Origin of the sequence: Aeromonas sp. ASNIH2 (assembly GCF_002934795.1) — a bacterium.
Classification (GTDB): domain Bacteria; phylum Pseudomonadota; class Gammaproteobacteria; order Enterobacterales; family Aeromonadaceae; genus Aeromonas; species Aeromonas caviae.
In genome coordinates this window covers 2,812,170-2,834,878 of record NZ_CP026406.1, presented here as the reverse complement: position 1 = coordinate 2,834,878, position 22,709 = coordinate 2,812,170, and the positions used below count along the sequence as shown (strand labels likewise).

General features: G+C 58.7%; 23 protein-coding genes and 2 pseudogenes. 9 read left to right on the top strand and 16 right to left on the bottom strand.

Annotation, left to right across the window (positions count from 1 at the left end; translation table 11 throughout):
- Positions 1–43: 43 nt before the first annotated feature.
- The 4 genes from C3F36_RS13495 to C3F36_RS13480 all read right to left on the bottom strand — a co-directional run bounded on the left by C3F36_RS13495 (position 44) and on the right by C3F36_RS13480 (position 4,509).
- Positions 44–607: an NnrU family protein gene (locus tag C3F36_RS13495; protein ID WP_104455233.1), complete on the bottom strand. Its 564-nt coding sequence runs from the start codon at positions 605–607 to the stop codon at positions 44–46.
- A 261-nt stretch (positions 608–868) separates the two neighbouring features.
- The gene (locus C3F36_RS13490; protein ID WP_104455232.1) at positions 869–2,002 is read right to left on the bottom strand and encodes a glycerate kinase; all 1,134 of its coding nucleotides are present in this window, start codon (positions 2,000–2,002) and stop codon (positions 869–871) included.
- A 9-nt stretch (positions 2,003–2,011) separates the two neighbouring features.
- A complete protein-coding gene (locus C3F36_RS13485; protein WP_104455231.1) occupies positions 2,012–3,274 on the bottom strand; it encodes a GntP family permease in 1,263 nt (420 codons plus the stop codon).
- A 119-nt stretch (positions 3,275–3,393) separates the two neighbouring features.
- Positions 3,394–4,509 carry a sugar diacid recognition domain-containing protein gene (locus tag C3F36_RS13480; RefSeq protein WP_039039965.1) on the bottom strand — a complete coding sequence of 372 codons (1,116 nt, stop codon included), beginning with the start codon at positions 4,507–4,509 and terminating at the stop codon, positions 3,394–3,396.
- A 206-nt stretch (positions 4,510–4,715) separates the two neighbouring features.
- Between C3F36_RS13480 and C3F36_RS13475 the strand changes: the two genes are divergently transcribed.
- The 3 genes from C3F36_RS13475 (at position 4,716) to C3F36_RS13465 (ending at position 6,422) form a co-directional block, all read left to right on the top strand.
- Positions 4,716–5,090, top strand: coding sequence for a YacL family protein (locus C3F36_RS13475; RefSeq protein WP_039039964.1), 375 nt, complete (start codon positions 4,716–4,718; stop codon positions 5,088–5,090).
- A gap of 49 nt (positions 5,091–5,139) precedes the next feature.
- A complete protein-coding gene (locus tag C3F36_RS13470) occupies positions 5,140–5,430 on the top strand; it encodes a hypothetical protein (protein WP_039039963.1) in 291 nt (96 codons plus the stop codon).
- Positions 5,431–5,591: 161 nt separating this feature from the next.
- Positions 5,592–6,422: a CPBP family intramembrane glutamic endopeptidase gene (locus C3F36_RS13465; RefSeq protein WP_104455230.1), complete on the top strand. Its 831-nt coding sequence runs from the start codon at positions 5,592–5,594 to the stop codon at positions 6,420–6,422.
- Between the two features lie 75 nt (positions 6,423–6,497).
- Here C3F36_RS13465 and C3F36_RS13460 read toward each other — a convergent pair whose 3' ends face one another.
- The 5 genes from C3F36_RS13460 to C3F36_RS13440 all read right to left on the bottom strand — a co-directional run bounded on the left by C3F36_RS13460 (position 6,498) and on the right by C3F36_RS13440 (position 9,458).
- On the bottom strand, positions 6,498–6,917 hold the full coding sequence (locus C3F36_RS13460) for a DUF4426 domain-containing protein (protein ID WP_104455229.1): 420 nt from the start codon (positions 6,915–6,917) through the stop codon (positions 6,498–6,500).
- A gap of 18 nt (positions 6,918–6,935) precedes the next feature.
- Positions 6,936–7,235: a DUF167 family protein YggU gene (gene yggU / locus C3F36_RS13455; protein WP_104455228.1), complete on the bottom strand. Its 300-nt coding sequence runs from the start codon at positions 7,233–7,235 to the stop codon at positions 6,936–6,938.
- On the bottom strand, positions 7,235–7,786 hold the full coding sequence (locus tag C3F36_RS13450; RefSeq protein ID WP_010673053.1) for a YggT family protein: 552 nt from the start codon (positions 7,784–7,786) through the stop codon (positions 7,235–7,237). The genes yggU and C3F36_RS13450 overlap by 1 nt, the downstream gene beginning before the upstream one ends.
- A gap of 23 nt (positions 7,787–7,809) precedes the next feature.
- Positions 7,810–8,634 (bottom strand): pyrroline-5-carboxylate reductase, encoded by an 825-nt coding sequence (gene proC / locus C3F36_RS13445; RefSeq protein WP_104455227.1) that lies wholly within the window; start codon positions 8,632–8,634, stop codon positions 7,810–7,812.
- Positions 8,635–8,756: 122 nt separating this feature from the next.
- Positions 8,757–9,458 (bottom strand): YggS family pyridoxal phosphate-dependent enzyme, encoded by a 702-nt coding sequence (locus C3F36_RS13440; RefSeq protein ID WP_039039960.1) that lies wholly within the window; start codon positions 9,456–9,458, stop codon positions 8,757–8,759.
- A gap of 39 nt (positions 9,459–9,497) precedes the next feature.
- Here C3F36_RS13440 and tapT point away from each other — a divergent pair, with 39 nt between their 5' ends.
- The 3 genes from tapT to yaaA are packed head-to-tail and all read left to right on the top strand — an operon-like array spanning position 9,498 to position 12,471.
- On the top strand, positions 9,498–10,532 hold the full coding sequence (gene tapT, locus C3F36_RS13435) for a type IVa pilus ATPase TapT (protein ID WP_010673050.1): 1,035 nt from the start codon (positions 9,498–9,500) through the stop codon (positions 10,530–10,532).
- 23 nt (positions 10,533–10,555) lie between these two features.
- Positions 10,556–11,665 carry a PilT/PilU family type 4a pilus ATPase gene (locus tag C3F36_RS13430; protein WP_104455226.1) on the top strand — a complete coding sequence of 370 codons (1,110 nt, stop codon included), beginning with the start codon at positions 10,556–10,558 and terminating at the stop codon, positions 11,663–11,665.
- 32 nt (positions 11,666–11,697) lie between these two features.
- Entirely contained in the window at positions 11,698–12,471 is a 774-nt protein-coding gene (yaaA, locus tag C3F36_RS13425) for a peroxide stress protein YaaA (protein WP_104455225.1), read from the top strand.
- Positions 12,472–12,658: 187 nt separating this feature from the next.
- Here the strand turns inward: yaaA and srmB are convergent, their stop codons facing one another.
- Entirely contained in the window at positions 12,659–13,879 is a 1,221-nt protein-coding gene (gene srmB / locus C3F36_RS13420; protein ID WP_041210934.1) for an ATP-dependent RNA helicase SrmB, read from the bottom strand.
- Between the two features lie 127 nt (positions 13,880–14,006).
- Here srmB and C3F36_RS13415 point away from each other — a divergent pair, with 127 nt between their 5' ends.
- Positions 14,007–14,717, top strand: coding sequence for a tRNA1(Val) (adenine(37)-N6)-methyltransferase (locus tag C3F36_RS13415; protein ID WP_104455224.1), 711 nt, complete (start codon positions 14,007–14,009; stop codon positions 14,715–14,717).
- A gap of 190 nt (positions 14,718–14,907) precedes the next feature.
- Positions 14,908–16,215, top strand: coding sequence for a branched-chain amino acid transport system II carrier protein (gene brnQ / locus C3F36_RS13410; protein ID WP_104456053.1), 1,308 nt, complete (start codon positions 14,908–14,910; stop codon positions 16,213–16,215).
- A gap of 89 nt (positions 16,216–16,304) precedes the next feature.
- On the opposite strand, the gene C3F36_RS13405 is transcribed toward brnQ, so the two are convergent.
- Genes C3F36_RS13405 through zur form a run of 3 tightly spaced genes read right to left on the bottom strand, consistent with a single transcriptional unit; the run spans position 16,305 to position 17,447 of the window.
- Positions 16,305–16,532 carry a hypothetical protein gene (locus tag C3F36_RS13405; RefSeq protein ID WP_049636474.1) on the bottom strand — a complete coding sequence of 76 codons (228 nt, stop codon included), beginning with the start codon at positions 16,530–16,532 and terminating at the stop codon, positions 16,305–16,307.
- Between the two features lie 5 nt (positions 16,533–16,537).
- Positions 16,538–16,999: a chemotaxis protein CheX gene (locus C3F36_RS13400; RefSeq protein ID WP_010673043.1), complete on the bottom strand. Its 462-nt coding sequence runs from the start codon at positions 16,997–16,999 to the stop codon at positions 16,538–16,540.
- Entirely contained in the window at positions 16,989–17,447 is a 459-nt protein-coding gene (zur, locus tag C3F36_RS13395; RefSeq protein ID WP_049636537.1) for a zinc uptake transcriptional repressor Zur, read from the bottom strand. Before zur ends, C3F36_RS13400 begins: the two co-directional genes overlap by 11 nt.
- Before the next feature lie 626 nt (positions 17,448–18,073).
- On the opposite strand from zur, the pseudogene C3F36_RS13390 reads away from it, so the two are divergent.
- Positions 18,074–18,466, top strand: a pseudogene (locus tag C3F36_RS13390) (IS5 family transposase); the annotation flags it as partial.
- Positions 18,467–18,524: 58 nt separating this feature from the next.
- Here C3F36_RS13390 and C3F36_RS13385 read toward each other — a convergent pair.
- The 3 genes and pseudogenes from C3F36_RS13385 to C3F36_RS13370 all read right to left on the bottom strand — a co-directional run.
- A pseudogene (locus C3F36_RS13385) lies at positions 18,525–18,698 on the bottom strand (transposase); the annotation flags it as partial.
- 416 nt (positions 18,699–19,114) lie between these two features.
- Positions 19,115–21,523 (bottom strand): nitric-oxide reductase large subunit, encoded by a 2,409-nt coding sequence (locus C3F36_RS13375; RefSeq protein ID WP_233759652.1) that lies wholly within the window; start codon positions 21,521–21,523, stop codon positions 19,115–19,117.
- Positions 21,524–21,723: 200 nt separating this feature from the next.
- Complete coding sequence (locus C3F36_RS13370) at positions 21,724–22,704, bottom strand: IS5-like element IS5 family transposase (RefSeq protein ID WP_026141915.1); 981 nt, start codon at positions 22,702–22,704, stop codon at positions 21,724–21,726.
- Positions 22,705–22,709: the final 5 nt, after the last annotated feature.

Below are 22,709 nucleotides of genomic sequence, written 5' to 3'. Positions count from 1 at the left end.
GTTTTGTCCATCATACGCAAGACCCCGGAATCTGTTTCAGGGATCAGTGCAGGGGGATCCCGGTCAGCCAGCCGTGTCCCCAGAAGATAAGCAGAGCCGTGAGGGCCAGCCCCGCACCCAGACTGATCCCCGTCCCCTGCCAGGTGGCGGCGGCACGGGGGTGACGACCCCACTCCCGCATCGAAATCCAGACGATGCTGATGAGAGCCCAGAGACCGAGCCCGCCAAACAGCACCAGAGAACGCGCCTCGCTGTTCACCGCCAGATGGGCCCCCGACCAGAGCAGCACCCCGAGCAGCTGGGGATGCACCAGCCAACGGCGGAAATGGTTAGCCCCCTGCCCCGCGCACAGCAGGACAAGGGCGATCGGCATGACCCCCATCACCAGGGTGGGCCCCCAGACAGGCAGAAAATAGAGGGGCATGGGGCTGGCACTGCGCCAGCCTGCGAGGATGCAGCCGATGGCGACGAACACCAGCAGCGAGAAGAGCCCCTTGTAGCGGTTCTCCCCCAGCCGCTCCCGCAGACGGGCGCGGTGCTGTGCCGCGAAACAGGGGTAAAGATGAGTCAGGGTGAACAACACCACCCCCAGGGTCAGCAGGATCATGGCTCGCTCCTCGCATATTGCCCCCCGGAATGGGAAGCCCTCCCTCAGGCGGGCCTTGTTTCTCGTGGCTCCCTCACTGTCGGGAGATCACTATGCCGCAAAGCCCCTTGTCAGAATACAAAAACCATATGAAAGACAGCAGGATAATAAAAAAAGCCGACCCAAGGATCGGCAAGTGCGTCAGAGGTGCCACGCCGGGCCGCTCACTCTGCTGCACGGGGCAAGGTCAGGCCGATGCACCGCATCGGCCAGGAGAGAGGGTCATTTGCGCAGCAGGTAGAGAGCCGCCACGTTGCGGGCCGTGAGCTGCAGGTTGGTGGTGGCGGTGGCCAGCGCCTCCGGCAGGGACATGGCCCGATTGACCACGGCGAACACCGCATCCAGTCCGTGCTCGTGCACCACGCCGCAGTCATCGGTGAGGCATCCGGCGATGCCGATCACCGGCTTGCCGAACTGCTTGGCACAACGAGCTACCCCGATGGGCGTCTTGCCATGGATGGTCTGGCTGTCGATGCGGCCCTCGCCGGTGATGACCAGATCCGCATCGGCCACTTCATCGGCCAATTTCAGCGCCTCGATCACGATCTGGATGCCGGGTTTGAGCTCGGCACCGAGCAGCCCCACCAGGGCTGCCCCCATGCCGCCTGCGGCCCCCGTTCCCGGGATCTCCTTCACCTGCTTGCCAAGCGCCTGCTCGATGCAGTCCGCGTAACGGGCCAGATTGGCATCCAGCTCGGCCACCATCTCGGGAGTTGCCCCCTTCTGCGGACCGAACACGGCGGACGCCCCTTTCGGGCCGCACAGCGGATTGTCCACGTCGCAGGCCACCTCGATGGTGAGTCCGCTCAGACGGGGATCCAGCCCGCTCAGGTCGATGGTGGCCAGCTCGGCCAGACCGGCACCGCCCGGCGCGATGGGGGTATCATCTGCTTTCAGGAGCTTGCCGCCGAGTGCCTGGATCATGCCGGCACCGCCGTCATTGGTGGCGCTGCCGCCGATGCCGAGGATGAGGTGGTCCACCCCCATCTCCAGCGCAGCCAGGATCAGCTCCCCGGTGCCGACACTGGAGGTGAGCCGCGGATTGCGCAGCTCGGGCGCCACCAGATGGAGGCCGGAGGCCGCCGCCATCTCGATGACGGCCCGCTTGCCATCCCCCAGTAGGCCCACGAAGCCCTGCACCCTGTTGCCGAGGGGGGCGGTCACCTCGACTGGCAGGATGCGACCACCGGTGGCATCCACCAGAGACTGCACCGTCCCCTCGCCGCCATCGGCCATGGGCAGCTTGACGTAGGTGGCATCCGGCAGCACCTGCTTGAAACCGGCCTCGATGGCATCGGCCACCGCCATGGCGCTCAGGCTCTCCTTGAATGAATCGGGGGCGATCACAATTTTCATATCAGTTCCTTAGGCGAGGCCAAACACGCCAAACATCAGGGTGGAGACAACGGCGATGGTCAGACCGACCGCGGTTTCGTAGGGGATGAGCTTGAGTCGCTCGCCGACGCCCATGTGGACGCTGCCGCCGGTGGCATGGAAGAAGGAGCCGTGGGGCATGTGGTCAAACACGGTGGCGCCGGCGTGGATCATGGCGGCCCCTGCCAGGCTGCTGATCCCCAGTTCAATCAGAGTGGCGCTGAACACGTTGGAGGCCACCACGGTCCCGGCCGTGGTCGAGGCGGTCGCCAGCGACATCAGGGCACCGGAGATGGGGGCCAGCAGATAGGAGGGCAGACCGGAGGCGGTCAGGCCGCTGATGAGCACATCTTTCAGGCCGGAGTTGGCGATGATGCCCGCCAGGGTCCCCGTCCCCAGCAGCATGATGGCCACCGGCGCCATGCGGGCCAGGCCTGAGACGGCAAACTGGTTCACCTTGGTGAACTTGCCCATCATCAGGGCCCCCACCAGGCCGCCGAGGGGCAGCGCAATGAGCGGGTCCACCACGATGCCGGCGATGGGACGCAGGGCCAGCAGCAGGATGGCGACCAGGGGCGCACTGATGGCGGCGGCAAAGCCGGGCAACTTGGCACCGTCAAAGCTCACCACCTCGTCGGCGGCCACCTTGCTGCCCTTGTTGTTGAGGCGCTTGGCGAGCCAGTAGGCCATCACCAGACCAAACAGGCCGGGAATAATGCCCGCCGCCATCACCGAGGTGAGAGGCAGGTGGAAGGCATCGGCTGCCGCAATGGCGTTGGGGTTGGGAGACATGACGTTGCCCGCCTTGCCACCGCCTATCATCGCCAACAGGATGGCCGCCTTGGAGAGATCGGCACGGCGGGCGATGGCCAGCGCAATGGGGGCGACCGTGATGACGGCCACGTCCACGAAGACGCCGACCGCGGTCAGGATCAGGGTGGCCAGCGCCAGGGCCAGCAGGGCGCGGGTTTCGCCGAGTTTCTTGACGATGGTCTCGGCGATGGTGGTGGCGGCGCCCGATTCGATGAGCACCCCGGCCAGCACACCCGCCGCCAGGATCCGCATCACCGCCGTGGTGATCCCCTGGGCGCCGCCGATCATCAAGGCAACGGTCTGGGTCAGGTCGGCGCCACCGATCAGGCCACCGGCCAGGGCACCGACAATCATGCCGTAAGCGGGCGGCACCTTCTTCAGGATGAGGAAGATGGCGATGGAAAGCGCGGCGAGCGCGCCGAGCGCGGAGACTGGGATCATGACGGGCACCTTGTTGTTGTAATGAGTGGCGCCATTATGGGGATCCCCGCCTGGAATGCTTTGGCCATAAAACCAAAAAAAGCATTTGCCGGCCTTGTATTTTTGTTGGAAAAGACAAATCAGCTATCGAGACTGAGCCCGAGATAGAGCAAAAACTTGTCATCTAACTTGTTGAAATTCAAGCCGGTTATCTGCTCTATCCGGGTCAGTCGATAACGCAGGGTGTTGGGGTGAATGAACAGGGCTTCGGCACAGGGATGCAGATCACAATCCTGCAAGAAATATTGGCGCAGCGTCTTTTGCAGCGTTCCCTTTGTGTCCTCCTGCGCCAGCTTTTGCAGCGGAGCCCGCAGCTGATCCGCCTGCCAAGAGTCCGCCAGGGTGCCGAGCAGCACTGAAAGCCGGTAATCCTCGAAGAAATAGACCTGCTTGCGGGGCGACTGGCGCATGCCACGGCGCAAGGTGTCTCGCGCCGTCTGGTAGGAGAGCGCCAGCCCGGGGATGCCGGCGAAGTAATCACCCACCCCGATGCGAACCTTGAAATGGGGAATACGAGAGAGCAGCTGCCGGATCCGGCTGCGCTCCTGCGCCGACTGCCAGACGCCGTCGCTGAGCTGGGCGGGTTTGAGCACCACTATCTCGTCCAGGCCGTTGATGGCCACCAGGTTGTCCCGCTCCGGGTTTTCCAGCAGGTGAACCAGCTCCCTCACCTGGGCGGGCTCGGCCTCCTCCAGCGCCAGCACGGCCACCACCCGGGGCTGGGCGAGATCCAGCTCGAGGAAACGGGCCACCTGTTGCAGTTGATCGGCCCGCCCTTCGCCGCGAATGAGCTGCAACACCAGCTCCTCCTTGTGGCGCTTGTCCCACTGCAACTGCTCGGTGAGTGCCGCCTGTTCCAGGATGAGCTCGGCGGTCATGCGCACCAGCTCGGCGTAAGCACGCACGATGTCCGGATCCCCCGAGATGCCGATGACGCCGAGCAGCTCCCCCTGATAGGCGATGGGCAGGTTGATGCCGGGCCTCACCCCCTTGAGCTCCCGGGCGGTGGCCTCGCTTATCTCCACCACCCGGTTCTCGGTCAGGGCCAGCACAGCCCCCTCGTGGCGCTGGTGCAGCCGCTCCGGATTGCCGGACGCAATGATGAGTCCCCGCTCATCCATGACGTTGACCGAGAACGAGAGGATCTTCATCGCCCGGCTGACTATCTGATGCGCGAGCGCGTCGTTGAGCTGCATTGCCTCTCCATACCATTCGTTGACAGGGTCCCCGGCGTGCGCCATCACCGGGATCACCCGTTAAAGATCCCACATCATCAAGACAAGCGCGGGGGGGATCGCTAGAATAGGCCACTTTACGCTATCAGTGCCCCACCATGGATCAAGGATCCGGCATCATGCCGCTTTGCGCCGTGGTGGTTTCACCCTCCGATATGGACTCCGCTATGGATTATGAATTTCGCCGCGACCCGTTCGGTGGCTATCGCGCCCGGTTCTCCATGGGCCATGAAGCCATCGGCCAGTGGTTGATCGACGAGGTGGGCAAGGACGAGGAGAAGCTCGACGAGCTGTTCGCCATCATCGACCAGCTCTCCAGCCGGGCCCGCACCGAATACCGGCTGCTGGGGGGCGACTACTCCCTGCTGCTGACCCACGAGGAAGCCGAGGTGAAGGCCAATGTACTCAATATCGAGCAGGACGAGGATCTCGACGATCTCGCCTACTACGATGATGAACAGCTGGCCATGTGCGGGCTGGAAGATTTTGCCCAGGTACTCGGCTCCTGGCGCGCCTTTATCCGCAACGAGGATATGGGCTGATTACCCCCATTCGGGCGAGCATGCCCCTTGCAACCCAACAGGATTGACTATGTCCATTTACGATTTTGATGACGAACTGCCGGAAGACGAGCTGGATCAACCGAAGAAACCCGCCCAGCCCAAGAAGAAGGGCAAGCAGGTGCTGAACACCCAGGTCAACCTGAGCCCGCGCGATGCCAGCCGCCTGAACGGCATGCACGTCGAGGCCATCACCACCCTGGATGACGTCAGTCTGCCGAAGAACGTCATCTTCAAGGCCGGTCTCATCGCCCTGGGCGAGCTGGAAGCCAGCAAACGCGCCGACATCATCGCCCGGGTCATCGCCGAGTCAGGTCGCTGATACGGGAAGGCCATCGCCTCTCTCGGTGACATCTTGCCGCCGCCCAAGCCGGAGCCCAGCTCCGGCTTTTCATTGCGCGTCTTCTGCCGGCCAGTCCCTTTTCCTTGAACCAGACCATGGGGATCGTTAAGGTGCGCCCTTCATTCATACAAGGAGACTCGATGTTACCACTCCCCGATATCCTCATCTGGCTCGTCCTGGGGCTCGCCGTACTCTGCTGCCTCGCCCGCCGAACCAGGCCCGGCATGCTTCTGTTGGGACTAGCCCTGCTCACCGCCCTCTGGCTTGAGCAACTCGCGCCCCTCGCCGCTCTTGTCAGCCTCGCCGGTCTGCTGCTGGCCTGGCGTACCCCCACCCTGCCCCCACCCTGGCGTGGCGTCGCACTGACGCTGATCCTGCTGTGGTCCCTCGCCCTGACGCTGCATCTGGTGCCCGGCTTTGACAATCTCAGGGTGCTCGACAAGGTACAGGCGGGCCCGGCCAGCGTACCCTTCACCCTCTACCTCAATCTGGACAAGCCGCTCATTTTCTTCGCCCTGCTGCTGGCCATCCCCAGCCTGCTCGGCCCGGGTGGAACGATGCGCTGGCGGCCGCTGGCCCTGCTCATCCTGCCGCTCGCGGCCCTGCTCATCACCGCCTGGCAACTGGGCGCCCTCAAACCCGAAGCGGGACTGCCCCACTGGTGGTGGCTGTTCGCATTCAACAACCTGCTGTTCACCTGTGTGGCGGAAGAAGCGCTGTTCCGGGGATGCATCCAGCAAGGGGTGGCAAGCCGAAGCACGCCCTGGGCAGGTCTCCTGGTCGCCAGCCTGCTGTTCGGCGCAGCCCATCTTGCCGGTGGCCCGTTGCTGGTGTTGTTCGCCGCGCTGGCGGGGGCCTGCTATGGCCTGGCGTTCCAGCTGAGCGGGCGCCTCAGTATCGCCATCCTGCTCCACTTCCTGTTCAACTTCGCCCACCTGGCCCTGTTTACCTATCCCCTGGCCAGCCACTGACGTCGAGTACCGGTTCACCGGGCAAAAAAATGCCCCGCCCCCGTAGGGGCAGGGCATCTGCATTCACCCTGCAATCTAGTCGACGTAGAAGGTCTGCTGGAAGGTCAGCGTCTGCTGCTGCCCCTCCCCCATGATCTTCAGGGTGAACTGGTAGGTGTCCTCATTGCGATAGGGCAGCACTGCCAGGTAATAGATCGCATTCCCCTCTTTCACCTCCTGAAAATTCAGGGTGCGAAGGGTGCCGGTCAGATTGCGGGCTTCGCCGCTGATCCCCACCGCCTGTGCCACCCCCTGCTTGTTCTGCACCGCGATATTGACGATGCCGTTATAGCGGCTGCGCTCCAGGCCATAGGTCCTGGCTACCTTGGGGGTGAGGAAGCTGGAGTTGAACGCGCTGTAGTGCACTTTCCAGGGGCCCAGCTCCTGCATCTGCTCAGCCCGCAGCGGCAGCGTCATCAGGAGTGCCAGCAGGCAACTCATCCAGGCTGTTTTCATGATGTCATCCCTCTCGTATCAACCCTGATTATCGAGCAGAGCGGCAATCTCGGCGGGGATCTGCTTTGGCGCGTCGATGGCGACCGTCTTGTGCCGACCCAGCTCCCCCCGCAGGATGCGAACCTGCCCCTTGGCCACCTTGCACTGCTTGGCCAGGTACTTGATCAGGTGACTGTTGGCCTGACCATCCACCGGCGGCGCCGTGATGGCCACTTTCAACTCGTCACCGTGCAATCCGATGATCTGATCCCGGCTCGCCTTGGGCTGGATCATCAGATGCAACACCAGCTCGTCCCTTTCCAGCAGGACGGCGGGCATCAGATCATCCACCACAACTGGCCGAACAGATCCCCCATCAGGTAGTTGATGGCCTGCAGCGCGATGAAGGCGACCAGCACGGAGAGATCCAGCCCGCCCAATGCAGGCAGGATGCGGCGAATGGGGGCCAGGAAGGGTTCAGTGAGCTGGTGCATCACGTATTCAATGGGGTTGCGACCCTGGCTGACCCAGCTCAGGATGGCGCGGATCAGCAGGATCCAGAAGATCATGGAACCCGCCTTCTTCAACACGGTGAGCGTCGCAAACAGACAGAGAGTGAGCCAGTCCGCCTGCAGCACATTCATGCTCTTGAGCAGGACCAATTTGCCAAAGGCGATCAGCAGCGCCAGCAGCACAGAGGCCATGTCCAGCCCGCCAAAACCCGGGATGACGCGGCGCAGGGGCACCACCAGCGGGTTGGTCAGCTTGACCACCATCTGGCTCATGGGGTTGTAGAAGTCGGCCCGCGCCCACTGCAGCCAGACCCGCAGCAGCACCACCATAAGGTAGAGATCAAAGACAGTGTTAATCAAAAAGTAAGCCGTGTTCATCCGGGCTCCTTGCTAAAAGGGATTCAGAAAAGGGTTTCCATTTCGCCGGCCCGGGTAACGGCCGCCTGCATGGCTCTTGCGGTCAGCGGCATCAGCCCCTGCTCCTGGAATGTCTTGACGGCCTCGGCCGTGGTCCCGCCCTTGCTGGTCACCTGCTCGCGCAGGGTCTGCAGCGACAGCTCGGGATTCTGCTCCACCATGGCGGCCGCTCCCAGGGCGGTTTGCTGCACCAGCAGGCGGGCCTGCTCCGGCGTAAAGCCCATGGCCTCGGCCTCCTCGGCAATCGCCTGCATGAACAGGAAGAAGTAGGCCGGGGCACTGCCCGCCGCCGCAATGACGCCGTTGATGCCGGCCTCCTCATCCACCCAGAGGGTCTTGCCCACGGATTGCATCATCTGTTCGGCCACCGCCCGATCGGCCTGCCCGATGGCGGGCGGTGCATAGAGCCCGGTCATCCCCAGCCCCAGCAAGGAGGGGGTGTTGGGCATGGTACGAATAATGCGATCGTGACCACCCGCCATCTCCTGCAAGCGCACGACGCGAATGCCGGCAGCGATGGAGATGAGCAACTTGCCATCCAGCGAGCCAAGCTCGGCCACCAGCGCCGTCAGCATGCCCGCCATCAGCTGGGGCTTGACCGCCAGCACGATCACCTCGGCCTCACGGGCCGCCTCGGCGTTGTCCTGGGTGATACGGATGCCGAACTGGCTGGCCAGTTCGTCCAGCTTGGGGCGGCTGGGATTGGCGGCGATGATACGCTCTGCCGGGTAACCCGCCTGGATGAGGCCGGCAATGATACTGCGGCTCATGTTGCCTGCCCCGATGAAGGCGAGGGTTCTCTGCTGCATCAAACACTCCTGTTACTGACATCGCAGCGGATGCCGACCCAGCCTGTGCGGGCTGACAGCATCACACGCGCCTGTTTACCTGAAAAAAGCACGACCGGGGTGTTTCTCGCCCCGGCTCTTGCTCATGAATAGTCACGGGCCCCGAAGATGGCGGTCCCGACCCGCACCATGGTGCTGCCATGGGCAATGGCAGGCTCAAGATCCTCGGTCATCCCCATCGAAAGGGTGTCGACGCTCGGGTATTGTTGCGCAAGCTCGGTGAACAGAGCCTGCATGCGCGCCATCTGGGCCGCCAGCACCCCCTCGTCGCGGGTATGCTCGGGGATGGCCATCAGACCGCGCAACCGCAGCCGCTCGCTTTGGGCCACCAGGGAGGCCAGGTGGAAAATCTCTTGCTCCGACGTACCGGATTTGCTGCTCTCTCCGCTAATATTGATTTGCAGACAGATATTTAGCGGCGCGAGCCCACTCGGTCTCTGGTTGTTGAGGCGTTCGATGAGCTTGTCGCGATCGACACTTTGAACCCAGTCGAACCGCTCCGCCACCAGCTTGGACTTGTTCGATTGCAGCGGGCCGATAAAGTGCCACTCTATGTCTGTACAGGCGTTCTGCTCGCGCAAGGCATCAATCTTGAGCGCGGCCTCCTGGGCGTAGGATTCGCCAAAGCGCCGCTGACCGGCGGCATAGGCAGCCTGAATGTCCCCCAGCGGCTTGGTTTTGCTGACAGCAAGCAACTGGATGTGATCTGGGCTGCGGCCAACACGCCGGGCAGCCTCTACAATACGTTCCTTTACCTGAAGCAGGTGCTGGGCAATCTGGCTCATATTTCGTTCGTAATCTTGTGATGGGAGAATAACAAATCTATGGATATCACAGAGTTATTGGCATTCAGTGTAAAGCATAAGGCCTCGGATCTACACCTCTCGGCCGGGGTCCCCCCGATGATCAGGGTTGATGGGGAGGTTCGCAAGATCAATTTGCCCGCCCTGGATCACCGGGAAGTCCATGCTCTCATTTACGACATCATGAATGACCACCAGCGCAAGGAGCTGGAGGAGAACTTCGAGGTGGACTTCTCCTTCGAAGTACCCGGCATGGCACGCTTTCGGGTCAACGCCTTCCAGCAGGCGCGCGGCTCGGGCGCCGTGTTTCGTACCATCCCGAGCACCGTTCTGACCCTGGACGATCTGGGGGCGCCAGAGATATTTCGCAAGATAGCGGAGTACCCTCGCGGCCTGGTGCTGGTGACTGGGCCCACCGGCTCGGGCAAATCCACCACCCTGGCCGCCATGGTCGATTACATCAATGACAACTTCCACCACCACATCCTCACCATCGAGGACCCCATCGAATTCGTGCACGAGAACAAGCGCTGCTTGGTGAACCAGCGGGAAGTACACCGCGACACCAAGAGCTTCAGCAACGCCCTGCGCTCGGCCCTGCGGGAAGACCCGGATATCATCCTGGTAGGTGAAATGCGGGACCTCGAAACCATCCGTCTCGCCATGACCGCCGCTGAAACCGGTCACCTGGTGTTTGGCACCCTGCACACCTCCTCGGCCGCCAAGACTATCGACCGTATCATCGACGTCTTCCCCGGCTCGGAGAAGGACATGGTGCGCTCCATGCTCTCCGAATCCCTGCGGGCGGTCATCTCCCAGACCCTGCTCAAGCGTATCGGTGGCGGCCGGGTGGCGGCCCACGAGATCATGCTGGGGATCCCGGCGGTGCGAAACCTCATCCGGGAAGACAAGGTGGCCCAGCTCTATTCCGTCATCCAGACCGGGATGACCCACGGCATGCAGACCATGGACCAGAGCCTCAAGCAGCTGGTCAACCGGGGGGTCGTCGCCTCCCTCGATGCCAAGGCCAAGGCGGTCGATCCCAATACCATTTAAGCTCGCACACCCAAGGAGTCGCCATGAACATAGATGTTCTGCTCGCCGCACTGGTTGAACAAAAGGGCTCGGATCTCTTCATCACGGTCGATGCTCCCCCGACCCTCAAGGTCAACGGGCGTCTGGTGTCGCTCGGGCCGGCTCCCCTCGACAAGACGACGGCGCTGGCGTTGATCAGAGAAAGCCTGGACGAGACCCACTTCGAGCGCTTCCTGCACACCCGCGAGGCCAACTACGCCATCCAGCGAGGCTCGCTGGGGCGCTTTCGGGTCAGCGCCTTCTGGCAACAGGATATGCCGGGCATGGTACTGCGCCGCATCGAGACCCGCATCCCCACCTTTGACGAGCTGGTGCTGCCTCCCATCCTGCAGGAGGTCGCCATGGCCAAACGCGGGCTGGTGCTCTTCGTCGGCGCCACTGGCGCCGGCAAGTCCACCACCCAGGCGGCCATGATAGGCTTTCGCAACCAGCACGGTGACGGCCACATCCTGACGGTGGAGGATCCGGTGGAGTTCGTCCATCAGCACGATCGCTGTCTGGTGACCCAGCGGGAGGTGGGGATCGACACCGCATCCTTCGATGTCGCCCTCAAAAACTCCCTGCGCCAGGCCCCGGATGTCATCCTCATCGGTGAAATCCGCTCCCAGGAGACCATGGAGTTCGCCATCCAGTTCGCCGAGACGGGGCACCTCTGCCTCGCCACCTTGCACGCCAACAATGCCAACCAGGCGCTGGATCGCATCCTGCATCTGGTCCCCCAGGAGAAGCACCGCCAGTTCCTGTTCGATCTCTCCTTCAACCTGCGCGCCATCGTCGCCCAGCAGCTGCTCCCCTCCGCTCACGGGCAGCGCCGGGTCGCCGCCTTCGAGATCCTGCTCAACACCCCGCTCGTCACCGACATCATTCGCAAGGGAGAGATGCACAGACTCAAGGAGGTGATGACCAAATCCGGCGAGCTTGGCATGCAGACCTTCGATCAGGCGCTGTTCACCCTGTTCTGCACCGGCCAAATTGGCTACAGTGAGGCCCTTGCCCATGCCGACTCCGCCAACGACCTGCGACTGCTCATCAAGCTGTCGGGTCGCGAGCAGCTGGGCGCAGGCACTCTCGACAACGTGACCCTGGATGAATGAGGGGCGTGCGTCATCGCTAGTAAAGGACAGTTATGCTGATTGTGGTTTCCCCGGCCAAGACGCTGGATTACGAGTCACCCCTGGTGACCCCCCGTTTCACCCAACCCGAACTGCTGGACCACTCCGCAGCACTGATCACCCGGGCTCGTCAACTGAGCCCGGACCAGATCGCCAGCCTGATGAAGATCAGCGACAAGCTCGCCGGCCTCAACGCCGCCCGCTTTGCCGAGTGGCAGCCTGACTTCACGCCGGCCAACGCCCGCCAGGCGCTGCTGGCCTTCAAGGGGGACGTCTACACCGGTCTGGCCGTAGAAGATTTCAGCGAGGCCGACCTCGACTTCGCCCAGACCCACCTGCGTATGCTCTCCGGCCTTTATGGCGTGCTGCGGCCGCTTGACCTCATGATGCCCTACCGCCTGGAGATGGGGATCCGCCTCGACAACCCGCGCGGCAAGGACCTCTACCAGTTCTGGGGCGACATCATCACTGCGCACCTGAACAAGGCGCTGGCGGCCCAGGGGGACGACGTGCTGATCAACCTCGCCTCCGACGAGTATTTCAAGTCGGTGCGCCCGAAAGCCCTGCAGGGGCGCATCATCACACCGGTGTTCAAGGACGAGAAGAACGGCCAGTTCAAGATCATCAGCTTCTACGCCAAGAAGGCCCGCGGCATGATGGCACGCCACATCATCAAGCATCGGCTCACCCGGGTGGAACAGCTGACCGGTTTCAATGCCGACGGCTACTACTTCGTACCGGAAGAGTCCGACGCCAATACCCTGATGTTCAAGCGCGCTGAAAATTAATTACACATTCAAGGGAACCAAGTCGGAGATCCTCGGGTCTGACTCTGTGAATCCTCTGTTGTAAGCACTTTTTGTTGGCCGACGTCCTTGCGTCGGCTTTTTTCTGCGCCTCTCTCAGGCCACTCCCCAGGCAGCAGACAGCAAAACGGCCATCCTGGGATGGCCGTTTCAACTGTGCTCGGGGGCATTACTTCTTTTTCTTCTTTGCCGACTTCTTGGCATCCTTCGGCTTTTTCTTCTTCACCGGCACCCGCGCTTCCTTGTGTCTGGGGCGCAGCTCATCGATCACCCGACGCTTGAGGCGCTCCTCTGTGTAGCGTTCGATCTTGGCGACCATGGCCATGTCGTGAGCTTCCACCAGGCTGATGGCGCAGCCACGGTTGCCGGCACGACCGGTACGACCGATGCGGTGCACATAGACATCCGCGCCGTAGGGCATGTCGTAGTTGATGACATGGCTGACGTTCGGCAGGTCGATGCCGCGGGCGGCCACGTCGGTGGCGATTAGGAAGGGCACCTCCCCTTCATGGAACTTGCGGATAGACTCGATGCGCTTGGCCTGCTCCATCTCGCCACGGATCCAGGCGCAGGGCACGCCTGCCGCTTGCAACTGGCCGGAAAGCTCCGCCAGTCGCTCACGGGTCTTGACGAAGATGATGGCCTTCTGGGTCTCCGGGTTTTTCAGGATGTGCACCAGCAGAGCCAACTTGTGGGCGGCATCATCGGCCAGGTGGATCCACTGGGTGATGGGGCGGCGCTCGCTGCGGGGCGGCTCGGCGTGCAGCTCAACCGGGTCTTTGAGGATCTCGCTCGCAAACTTCTCGAGGCCGGCCCCTTCCAGGGTGGCGGAGAAGAGCATGGTGTGCTTGCGGTAGCGCGCCTCTTCCACGATGCGGTTCACGTCCTTGATGAAGCCCATGTCCAGCATCCGGTCCGCTTCATCCAGCACCAGCACCTCGATGTCGTGGCTCTCGAACTCCTCTTTCTCGATGTACTCGAGCAGACGGCCCGGGGTGGCCACCACGATGTCGGTGGTCTTGGTCAGGGCAGGCAGCTGCTCTTCATGGCTGACGCCACCGATGATGGTCTCGATGCTGAGATGGGTGTGCACCGCCAGGGCCTTGGCGTGAGCACTCACCTGCAGCGCGAGCTCGCGGGTCGGAGTCAGGATCAGCATGCGGCACGGACCCGGCTTGCGACGCGGGAAGTCCAGCAGGTGCTGCATCGCGGGCAGCAGGAAGGCGGCGGTCTTGCCGGTTCCGGTCGGCGCAGAAGCCAGAATATCGCGGCCGTCCAGGGCTGGCTCCAGCACCATCTGCTGGATGGTGGTGGGGCGGGTGAATCCCATCTCGGCCAAGGCCCGACTGAGGGCTGGATTCAGGTCGAAATCATCAAAGGACTGGCTCATGGCAATACTCGGTCATTAAGGAAGCGGCAGATTATAGGCGATTATGCCGCCGGCTCCTATGGTGACTGTGGCTTAGCCGCTATAATCGCCGGCCATTTTCCGCGGGCAGGCACAGGAGGAGGGCCGAATGGGGCGCAACAACGGTTTCACGTTCAAGCAATTTCACATCGATCACGACCGCTGCGCCATGAAGGTCGGTACGGACGGCATTCTGCTGGGAGCCTGGGCGCCGGTCGACAGCGCCCGCCGGGTGCTGGACATCGGCACCGGCAGCGGCCTCATCGCCCTGATGCTGGCCCAGCGCAGCACGAACGACTGCCACATAGACGGGGTGGAGCTGGATAAGGATGCAGCCATGCAGGCCCAGGAGAATGTGGCGGCCTCCCCCTGGCGTGAGCGGGTCACCATCATAGAGAGCGCCATTCAGGATCACCTCGCCCCCCCTTACGATCTCATCGTCTCCAACCCGCCCTATTTCCCGGCAGGCCAGACACTTCGCGATCCGGCCAGGGCTCTGGCCCGTCATACCGGGGGGCTCGACCCAAGGGGATTGCTGGCCGCCAGCGATCGCCTGCTGAGCCGTACCGGGCAACTGGCCCTGGTGCTGCCCACGGCGATGGCGGATGAAATTTTATGCATTTCGTCGAGTTATGATCTGTATGAACGTTGTTATCTGGCTGTTACCACCAGAGATGGGAAAGAGGCAAATCGTGTTTTATTGCTGCTTGGCAGAGGATTAAACAAGTGCGAGAGGGGTGAAATTGTGATCCATTCTGCCACAGGAGGCTATTCCGACAGATATATCCAACTAACCAGCCCCTTCTATTTGAAGATGTAAATTTTGCCTTGAACTATTTTTTCACATCATTATGCTGACTGCTAAATGAGCGCCCGCTCAAGACCAGTTCAAACCACTGGTCGCGATGAAAAAACCAGCGGGGCTCTTTTTTTTACCTCCGGAAAGTGCCGGTCACTGACAAATAAAAAACTATAACAAGCAATAGTTTACAAGACAGACGAGGTTGAACTTGACGAAATCACTCACATTGTCCGATGTACTCGGATTGGGCTTCATGACCTTTGCGTTCTATCTGGGCGCAGGCAACATCATCTTCCCGCCCCTGGCCGGCTTCATGGCGGGTGAGCACCTCTCCCTGGCCATGCTGGGCTTCCTGGTCACCGCCGTGGGCCTGCCCCTCATCACCATCATCGCCGTCGCCAAGGCTGGCAACGGCTGGGCCGGCATGACCAAGCTGCTGCCGGCCGGCGTGGCCACCGCACTGGCCGTCGCCATCTACATCATCATCGGCCCGGCCTTCGCCGCCCCCCGTACCGGCCTGGTGGCCTACGAGATGGGCCTCAAGCCCTTCCTTGGCGACATGGGACCATCCGGTCTGGCTGCCTATACAGTACTGTTCTTCGGCGTGGCCATCCTGGTCTCCCTGAACCAGGGCAAGCTGATGGATGCCATCGGCAAGTACCTGACCCCGCTGCTGATGCTGCTGCTGCTGACCCTGGCCACCGGTGTCTTCGTCGCACCGCAAGGAAGCATGCCTGCCGCATCCGGTGACTACCAAAGCACCCCCTTCGTGAAGGGCATTCTGGAAGGCTACAACACCATGGACACCCTGGCGTCCCTGATGTTCGGCGCCCTGATCGTCGACCTGCTGCGCCAGAAAGGCATCCATGACTACCAGAGCCAGTTCAAGTACCTGGCCATCGCTGGCATCATCTCCGCCATCGGTCTCTCCGTGGTCTATGTCTCCCTGTTCCAGCTGGGTAACACCGCTGCCGGCGTCGCCACCGACGTGAGCAACGGCGGTGCCATCGTCAACGCCTACGTGCTGAGCCTGTTCGGCCAACCGGGTCAGTTCATCCTGGCTGCCATCATCACCCTGGCCTGCTTCACCACGGCCGTCGGCCTCATCTCCGCCTGCTCCGACTTCTTCCACAACCTGACCGGCATGAGCTACAAGAAGCTGGTCGTGCTGCTGGGTGTCATCTGCGGCGTCGTGGCCAACGTGGGCCTGAGCCAGCTCATCAGCCTCTCCATTCCGGTGCTGGTCGCCATCTACCCGGTTGCCGTGGCGCTGGTGCTGGTCACCTTCCTGAAGGGTTACTTCGGTCGCCCCCGCCTGGTGTTCCGCTCCGTGCTGCTGGTCGCCTTCCTGTTCGGCTGCCTGGACGGCCTGGGCGCCGCCGGCATGAAGATGGATGCTTTCGCCTTCCTGCCGCTGTTTGACAAGGGCCTGGCCTGGTTGCTGCCGACCCTGCTGGCCTGTGGCCTCGGTGTCATGGTGCGTGGCAATGGCAAGCTGGCTGCAGAAGCGGCCTGATAACAGATCTTGACCCAAAAAAGAGGCCAGCATTTGCTGGCCTCTTTTTTGTTGGTGCAATCTGGTTCATCCGTTGTGGAGAGCGCTCTTCAGAGGACGGTTGCTGGCTTGGGTTTGCCTGCAAGACCGTACCAGTGATGCTCAAACCGGCCCTCATGCCAGCGCAGGGTGCACCAGGGCTGGTCAGCCTGCCAGCGCGGGAAGTTGATCTCCACGCGGTTGTCTTCGTACTTGTAGAGAGAGGTGCTGATCTCGATATCCGACAGGATAAGCAGCACCACCCCACCGATGACACTCCATTTCAGCATCTTCCACATGGCGATTACTCGAAGCAGATCTCGATGGTGGCACGGCCATACTCCGATTCGAACGGCATCATGATCTTGGCGCCGTCTGCCCGGTGAGTGATGGTGTGATTGGGACCGGAGACGATGACCGGGGTCGCCATGTCGAACTCATAGCCCTTCTCCCCCAGCATGCGTTTGGCGCCGCCCGTCACCATATTGGTGATCTCGCCCACCATGTCGGTCACTTCCTCGTTGATGGTGGCCGGCGCCTCCCCCAGCATGCGACGCATGATCTCCAATGCCAGCCCCTTCTCGAAACTGATGGAGAGGGAGCCCCGGGTCTGCGGACCCACCATGCCAATCAGGCCGGAGACATCTCCCCGAGCCAGCTCGTCCGTCTTGCGCTTGGGCGCGCCCGGTTTGAGTTCCAGCTGTGCCATGGTGGAGAGCACGTTGAGCAGGGAGAGCAGGAACGGGTTTACAAAATCAGCCTTCATCTTGACTTCCTACGGTAACGGAACAGCGGGCACATTGACCATGGGCTTCTATGGTCTTGTTGGTAATAGTAAAACCATGCTGATGAGCCTGCTCGGAAAAGGCGCCGTCGATGGCGGGATCGTGCAGCTCCACTACCTCACCGCAACGATCGCAGATCAGCAGTTGCATCGGGTGGGCATGGTCGAAGTGGCAGCAGAAGATGAAGGCGTTGAGCGACTCCACCTTGTGGGCAAAGCCCTGTTCGAGCAGGAAGTCGAGCGCCCGATAGACGGTAGGCGGTTTGGCATGAGCCTCGGTCTGCTGCAACTGGGCCAGCAAATCATAGGCACTGATGGCATTGCCGTGGGCGGCAAGCAGCCGGAACACCTGGCGCCGTGTCGGGGTGAAACGGATCCCTCGCTGCTCGCAGAGGCGTTCCGCTCGTTGTAGAAGTTGGTCTTGATTCATGTTCACGCAGATACCCTGTCAATTAGCCGGATACTATCACAGGGCCCCCAGTGCGCGGCGACAAAATTCATTTTCTGGGGCTGTCTCACGTTGTGATAGAATCCCGCCCCTTGTTTGGCCAACCCGGATGATTTTTATGCAGGCGCAGCGCTTTTCCATCGCCCCCATGCTGGATTGGTGAGATTTTTTCTCTAGCCCTTACCAGGCGTGGCCTTCAATTTCCATGGGGCAGATATGGGGCAGGTGGCTGCCAAAACGGCTTTAATCAGGGGTTTTCTCAAGCCTTTCAACTCTTCTTGTCTACTCTGCGAATATGTCCCAACAACTTTGTTCGTTAAAGACAAAAATCAACATCATCAACAGGTTATGTTGATGACCATTTGATTATACCCACTCCAGATCTTAAGAGCGAATAGGAGGGAACATGGGTAGCAGCAGCATCATACGGTTCTGCCTATGTGCCTTCCTTGAGCTGTTTGCTGTGCTAGCAGGAGCGTCTACCACCTGACCCAGGCCACTGACAAAGACCAAAAATGAAAAAAGCCCGCGATTCGCGGGCTTGCCCTTCCAGAAGCTTATCTTCGAGCCTCCATCTTCGTGATCGCAGTTAGCCTACGCACTTCTTTCTCTCTCTGCTGCTCAACCCCTTACGACGCAAGATAAAACAGGTCAGCGCCGATGGTGCGTATGACACCAAGGCCTGTCATGCGCTACTGAAGAAGAAGGGGGCGAAAGCCACCATACCGCCGAGAAAAAATGCGGCACCGTGGGAGGAAGACCATCCCCGCAACGAGGCGGTGACGGCGCTCAAGGCCGGTGAACTGAAGCAATGGAAGAAAGACTCCGGCTATCACCAGCGCTCGATAGCCGAGACCGCCATGTACCGGTTCAAGCAACTCATCGGGCCAACGCTGAGCCTGCGGAACTACAACGCCCAGGTGGGCGAAATCCTGGCTGGCGTGAAGGTGATGAACAAGCTGATAGGGCTTGGTATGCCTGTTCGCCAGCCAGTGAATTGAGTGGTATCAACGGGTTGGGGAACGGCCATCCAGCGACGGATTTGATCAACAACGCCGTCAGTTTGTTGTCCCCGGGCACAGGAGACCCTCCGTCTTTGGCGTGTTTGCGCCAATTATACAGAGTGACCTCGCTGATGTTTTCCTGCCGAGCCAACTCGGCCACCGACATATTGATGGGCGGCAGCAGCTTCTTGAGCAAAGCAGCCTTGCGCTCACTTGAATAACGAGCCATTCGACACTCTTTATCCGCCCCCGGTCTTCACATTTAGATTATTCAGATTAGGCGACAACTATTCTGACACCGGGGGAACCTTTGCTGTTGCTCTTCAGTGTAGCCTTTAGGTAATTCTGCTTTGGCGAACACAAACATTAAGCGTTGTGGCTCAGTCTGAGCGTTTGCTTCGCGGATTAAGTCGGCATAAGATTCAATATTCATATTTAACAAGCTCTATCACTATTTTGTTTAGTTTATCAAACCTATTTGTGGTTTACATTGACCATCTTGGGGGGAGCGATGCAACCATTAATAGGTAGATTATCGGTTAAGCGCTGAATAACGATTAAGCATAGAACAACTAAATTCAGTTCGAACTAAAGCGAAAAAAGCACCACAGCAAAGCTGTAGTGCTTTTTATTAGTTTGTTTAACTTAGCTGCTAATTTGCTTAGCTGCTTTAGTGTCAAACACCCCTTTAACAATTTGCCAGCTTACCGCTAAGGCACCTATGATAAAGACCACGTCACCTATAGTGCGGATCCAACGTAGTGTATGCAGTAAATCACTTTGCATAAAGGCTTCACTTCGTGCATACCATAAGCCTTCTGTGGCACTAGCATAAAACTGGATAAAGCCTATTGGTAATAAACTAGTGAATAGCATTAATACTAAGCCCACGTTTAACCACCAGAATGCGGTCTTCATTAGCTTTTCGTCAAACTGCAACTGTGGCCGAATGTAGCGCAATATTAATAAACAGAAGCCTAAGGCTAAGAAGCCATAAACACCAAATAATGCGGCATGAGCATGAGTTGGCGTGGTGTTTAAGCCTTGAATATAATACAGCGCTATAGGTGGGTTAATCATAAAGCCAAACACGCCAGCGCCTAACAAATTCCAAAATGACACGGCAACAAAGAACATTAATGGCCATTTTAAATCTGCCATCCAAGGCGCACGGTTTTTCATCCGCCACTGTTCAAAGGCTTCATAACCTAATACCACTAAAGGCACTACTTCTAAGGCACTAAAAGTTGCCCCAACGGCCATAACCGGGGTAGTGGTACCCGAGAAATATAAGTGGTGGAAAGTACCAGGAACACCGCCTAGCATAAATAAGGATGCCGAGGCTAAGCTAGCACTAGTTGCCATAGTGCGTGACACTAAGCCCATACTATGGAAAATAAAGGCTAAAGATACAGTAGCAAACACTTCAAAGAAGCCTTCTACCCATAAATGAACTACCCACCAGCGCCAGTATTCCATTACCGATAAGTTAGTCCGTTCGCCGTAGAATAAACCGGCGCCATAGAACAAACCAACACAGATAACCGAAGCACCAAATAAAGCTAATAAGTTTTTATCACCTGGGGCTTTAAAGGCGGGCACTATGGCGCGTAGCATAAGCACTAACCAGAATAAAATGCCGATGTATTTAATGATTTGCCAAAAGCGACCAATATCAATGTATTCATAACCTTGATGGCCAAACCAGAAGCTATATTCATGCGGCATAATTTGCATAATGGCAAAGTAGTTACCGGCGAATGAACCTGCCACTAAAACCACTAAGGCCCAGAATAAAATATCTACGCCAAGCTTTTGGAACTTAGGATCTTTACCGCCATTAATAATAGGTGCTAAAAATAAACCTGCGGCTAAAAAGCCCGTCGCAATCCAGAACATAGCCGCTTGTAAGTGCCATGTACGGGCTAGGCTGTAGGGTAGCCATTCGGTTGTATTTAAACCATAGAAACCATCACCTTCAATGGTATAGTGAGCAGTAAAGCCACCTAAGAACACTTGCAGGGTAAATAGTGCAACTACCACTACAATATACTTGCCCAACGATTTTTGTGAGGGGGTAAGTTTAAGGTTAGCTATAGGATCGAACTTTGGTGACACCGGCTCTTCGTCATCGTGTTTGCGTAAGAATGCCCAAGCCCAAACTAAGGCTCCAACACCAGCAATTAATAAAATAATACTAATTAAAGACCAAATTAAATTTTCAGCTGTAGGCTTATTATCAATTAACGGCTCATGGGGCCAGTTGTTGGTATAAGTGGCTGCATCTGGAGTACGCTCAGTTGAAGCAGCCCAAGCCGTCCAGAAGAAAAACTGTACCATTTGCTCTCTGCGCTCTAGTGAAGGCAGGGTGTTGTTTTTCATTGCATAGTTAGCACGGGTTTCGCTTAACGACGGATCATTACCAAATAATTTAATATAGTGATCAGCAGTTGTTGCAATGGCCTGTATACGGCGACTTGACAGCACTAGGGTGTCAGTGGCTTTATCATAAGTGTTAGTACGATAAGCTTCTTTTAACGCAAACTGTAAGCCATTTTGCTCAGCTGGCGTTAAACTGTCATAAGCTTTGTTATATTGATCTTGAGCGGCAAGCTCTAACCAAGCCAGTAATTCACGATGTAACCAATCTGCAGTCCAATCTGGTGCTTGGTAAGCACCATGACCCCAAATAGAGCCTAGCTGCATACCCCCGACAGATTGCCAGGCAGTTTGACCATCTAAAATACTTTCATTGGTCATTAACACCTTACCATCTTGGTTAACTACTTTCGCCGGAATAGGTGGAGCAGAGCGGTAAACTTCTGCACCAAAATAACCCAGCACACCAAAGGTAATTGCTAAAACGGTGATTAATACCCACCAGAGTTTACGATATCCAGCCATAACCCCTCCAAAAACTACTAATAAAGCGCCAACAAGCCATTTAAAACTCCTATTATTATTGTAACAATGCATTAGATAGCTATCTAATACTCTAGCAGCAATACAAGAGTTAGGCCAGTTTTTAACCGCAAATTCAGATAATAAGTGCACCACTCATGGTTGAGTAGGTGGCGAGAGATCAACTGCCCATAGGTGGTATTCTAAGGAAGGTGCGAATAAGCGGGGAAATTCTTCTCGGCTGGCTCAGTCATTTCATTTCTTCATGTTTGAGCCGATTTTTTCTCCCGTAAATGCCTTGAATCAGCCTATTTAGACCGTTTCTTCGCCATTTAAGGCGTTATTCCCAGTTTTTAGTGAGATCTCTCCCACTGACGTATCATTTGGTCCGCCCGAAACAGGTTGGCCAGCGTGAATAACATCGCCAGTTGGTTATCGTTTTTCAGCAACCCCTTGTATCTGGCTTTCACGAAGCCGAACTGTCGCTTGATGATGCGAAATGGGTGCTCCACCTTGGCCCGGATGCTGGCTTTCATGTATTCGATGTTGATGGCCGTTTTGTTCTTGCGTGGATGCTGTTTCAAGGTTCTTACCTTGCCGGGGCGCTCGGCGATCAGCCAGTCCACATCCACCTCGGCCAGCTCCTCGCGCTGTGGCGCCCCTTGGTAGCCGGCATCGGCTGAGACAAATTGCTCCTCTCCATGCAGCAGATTACCCAGCTGATTGAGGTCATGCTCGTTGGCCGCGGTGGTGACTAGGCTGTGGGTCAGGCCACTCTTGGCATCGACACCAATGTGGGCCTTCATGCCAAAGTGCCACTGATTGCCTTTCTTGGTCTGATGCATCTGCGGATCGCGTTGCTGCTCTTTGTTCTTGGTCGAGCTGGGTGCCTCAATGATGGTGGCATCGACCAAGGTGCCTTGAGTCATCATGACGCCTGCTTCGGCCAGCCAGCGATTGATGGTCTTGAACAATTGGCGGGCCAGTTGATGCTGCTCCAGCAGGTGGCGGAAATTCATGATGGTGGTGCGGTCCGGCAAGGCGCTATCCAGGGATAACCGGGCAAACAGACGCATGGAGGCGATTTCGTACAGAGCATCTTCCATCGCGCCATCGCTCAGGTTGTACCAATGCTGCATGCAGTGAATGCGTAGCATGGTTTCCAGCGGATAAGGTCGCCGGCCATTACCAGCCTTGGGGTAAAACGGCTCGATGACTTCCACCATGTTTTGCCATGGCAGAATCTGCTCCATGCGGGACAAGAAAATCTCTTTTCTGGTCTGACGGCGCTTACTGCTGAATTCACTGTCGGCGAAGGTAAGTTGATGACTCATGATGA

Bases quoted from the DNA above. Each gene is read 5' to 3' on its own strand.
- C3F36_RS13495 (WP_104455233.1), bottom strand. From the start codon at position 607: ATGATCCTGCTGACCCTGGGGGTGGTGTTGTTCACCCTGACTCATCTT.
- C3F36_RS13490 (WP_104455232.1), bottom strand. From the start codon at position 2,002: ATGAAAATTGTGATCGCCCCCGATTCATTCAAGGAGAGCCTGAGCGCC.
- C3F36_RS13485 (WP_104455231.1), bottom strand. From the start codon at position 3,274: ATGATCCCAGTCTCCGCGCTCGGCGCGCTCGCCGCGCTTTCCATCGCC.
- C3F36_RS13480 (WP_039039965.1), bottom strand. From the start codon at position 4,509: ATGCAGCTCAACGACGCGCTCGCGCATCAGATAGTCAGCCGGGCGATG.
- C3F36_RS13475 (WP_039039964.1), top strand. From the start codon at position 4,716: ATGGATTATGAATTTCGCCGCGACCCGTTCGGTGGCTATCGCGCCCGG.
- C3F36_RS13470 (WP_039039963.1), top strand. From the start codon at position 5,140: ATGTCCATTTACGATTTTGATGACGAACTGCCGGAAGACGAGCTGGAT.
- C3F36_RS13465 (WP_104455230.1), top strand. From the start codon at position 5,592: ATGTTACCACTCCCCGATATCCTCATCTGGCTCGTCCTGGGGCTCGCC.
- C3F36_RS13460 (WP_104455229.1), bottom strand. From the start codon at position 6,917: ATGAAAACAGCCTGGATGAGTTGCCTGCTGGCACTCCTGATGACGCTG.
- yggU (WP_104455228.1), bottom strand. From the start codon at position 7,235: ATGCCCGCCGTCCTGCTGGAAAGGGACGAGCTGGTGTTGCATCTGATG.
- C3F36_RS13450 (WP_010673053.1), bottom strand. From the start codon at position 7,786: ATGAACACGGCTTACTTTTTGATTAACACTGTCTTTGATCTCTACCTT.
- proC (WP_104455227.1), bottom strand. From the start codon at position 8,634: ATGCAGCAGAGAACCCTCGCCTTCATCGGGGCAGGCAACATGAGCCGC.
- C3F36_RS13440 (WP_039039960.1), bottom strand. From the start codon at position 9,458: ATGAGCCAGATTGCCCAGCACCTGCTTCAGGTAAAGGAACGTATTGTA.
- tapT (WP_010673050.1), top strand. From the start codon at position 9,498: ATGGATATCACAGAGTTATTGGCATTCAGTGTAAAGCATAAGGCCTCG.
- C3F36_RS13430 (WP_104455226.1), top strand. From the start codon at position 10,556: ATGAACATAGATGTTCTGCTCGCCGCACTGGTTGAACAAAAGGGCTCG.
- yaaA (WP_104455225.1), top strand. From the start codon at position 11,698: ATGCTGATTGTGGTTTCCCCGGCCAAGACGCTGGATTACGAGTCACCC.
- srmB (WP_041210934.1), bottom strand. From the start codon at position 13,879: ATGAGCCAGTCCTTTGATGATTTCGACCTGAATCCAGCCCTCAGTCGG.
- C3F36_RS13415 (WP_104455224.1), top strand. From the start codon at position 14,007: ATGGGGCGCAACAACGGTTTCACGTTCAAGCAATTTCACATCGATCAC.
- C3F36_RS13405 (WP_049636474.1), bottom strand. From the start codon at position 16,532: ATGTGGAAGATGCTGAAATGGAGTGTCATCGGTGGGGTGGTGCTGCTT.
- C3F36_RS13400 (WP_010673043.1), bottom strand. From the start codon at position 16,999: ATGAAGGCTGATTTTGTAAACCCGTTCCTGCTCTCCCTGCTCAACGTG.
- zur (WP_049636537.1), bottom strand. From the start codon at position 17,447: ATGAATCAAGACCAACTTCTACAACGAGCGGAACGCCTCTGCGAGCAG.
- C3F36_RS13370 (WP_026141915.1), bottom strand. From the start codon at position 22,704: ATGAGTCATCAACTTACCTTCGCCGACAGTGAATTCAGCAGTAAGCGC.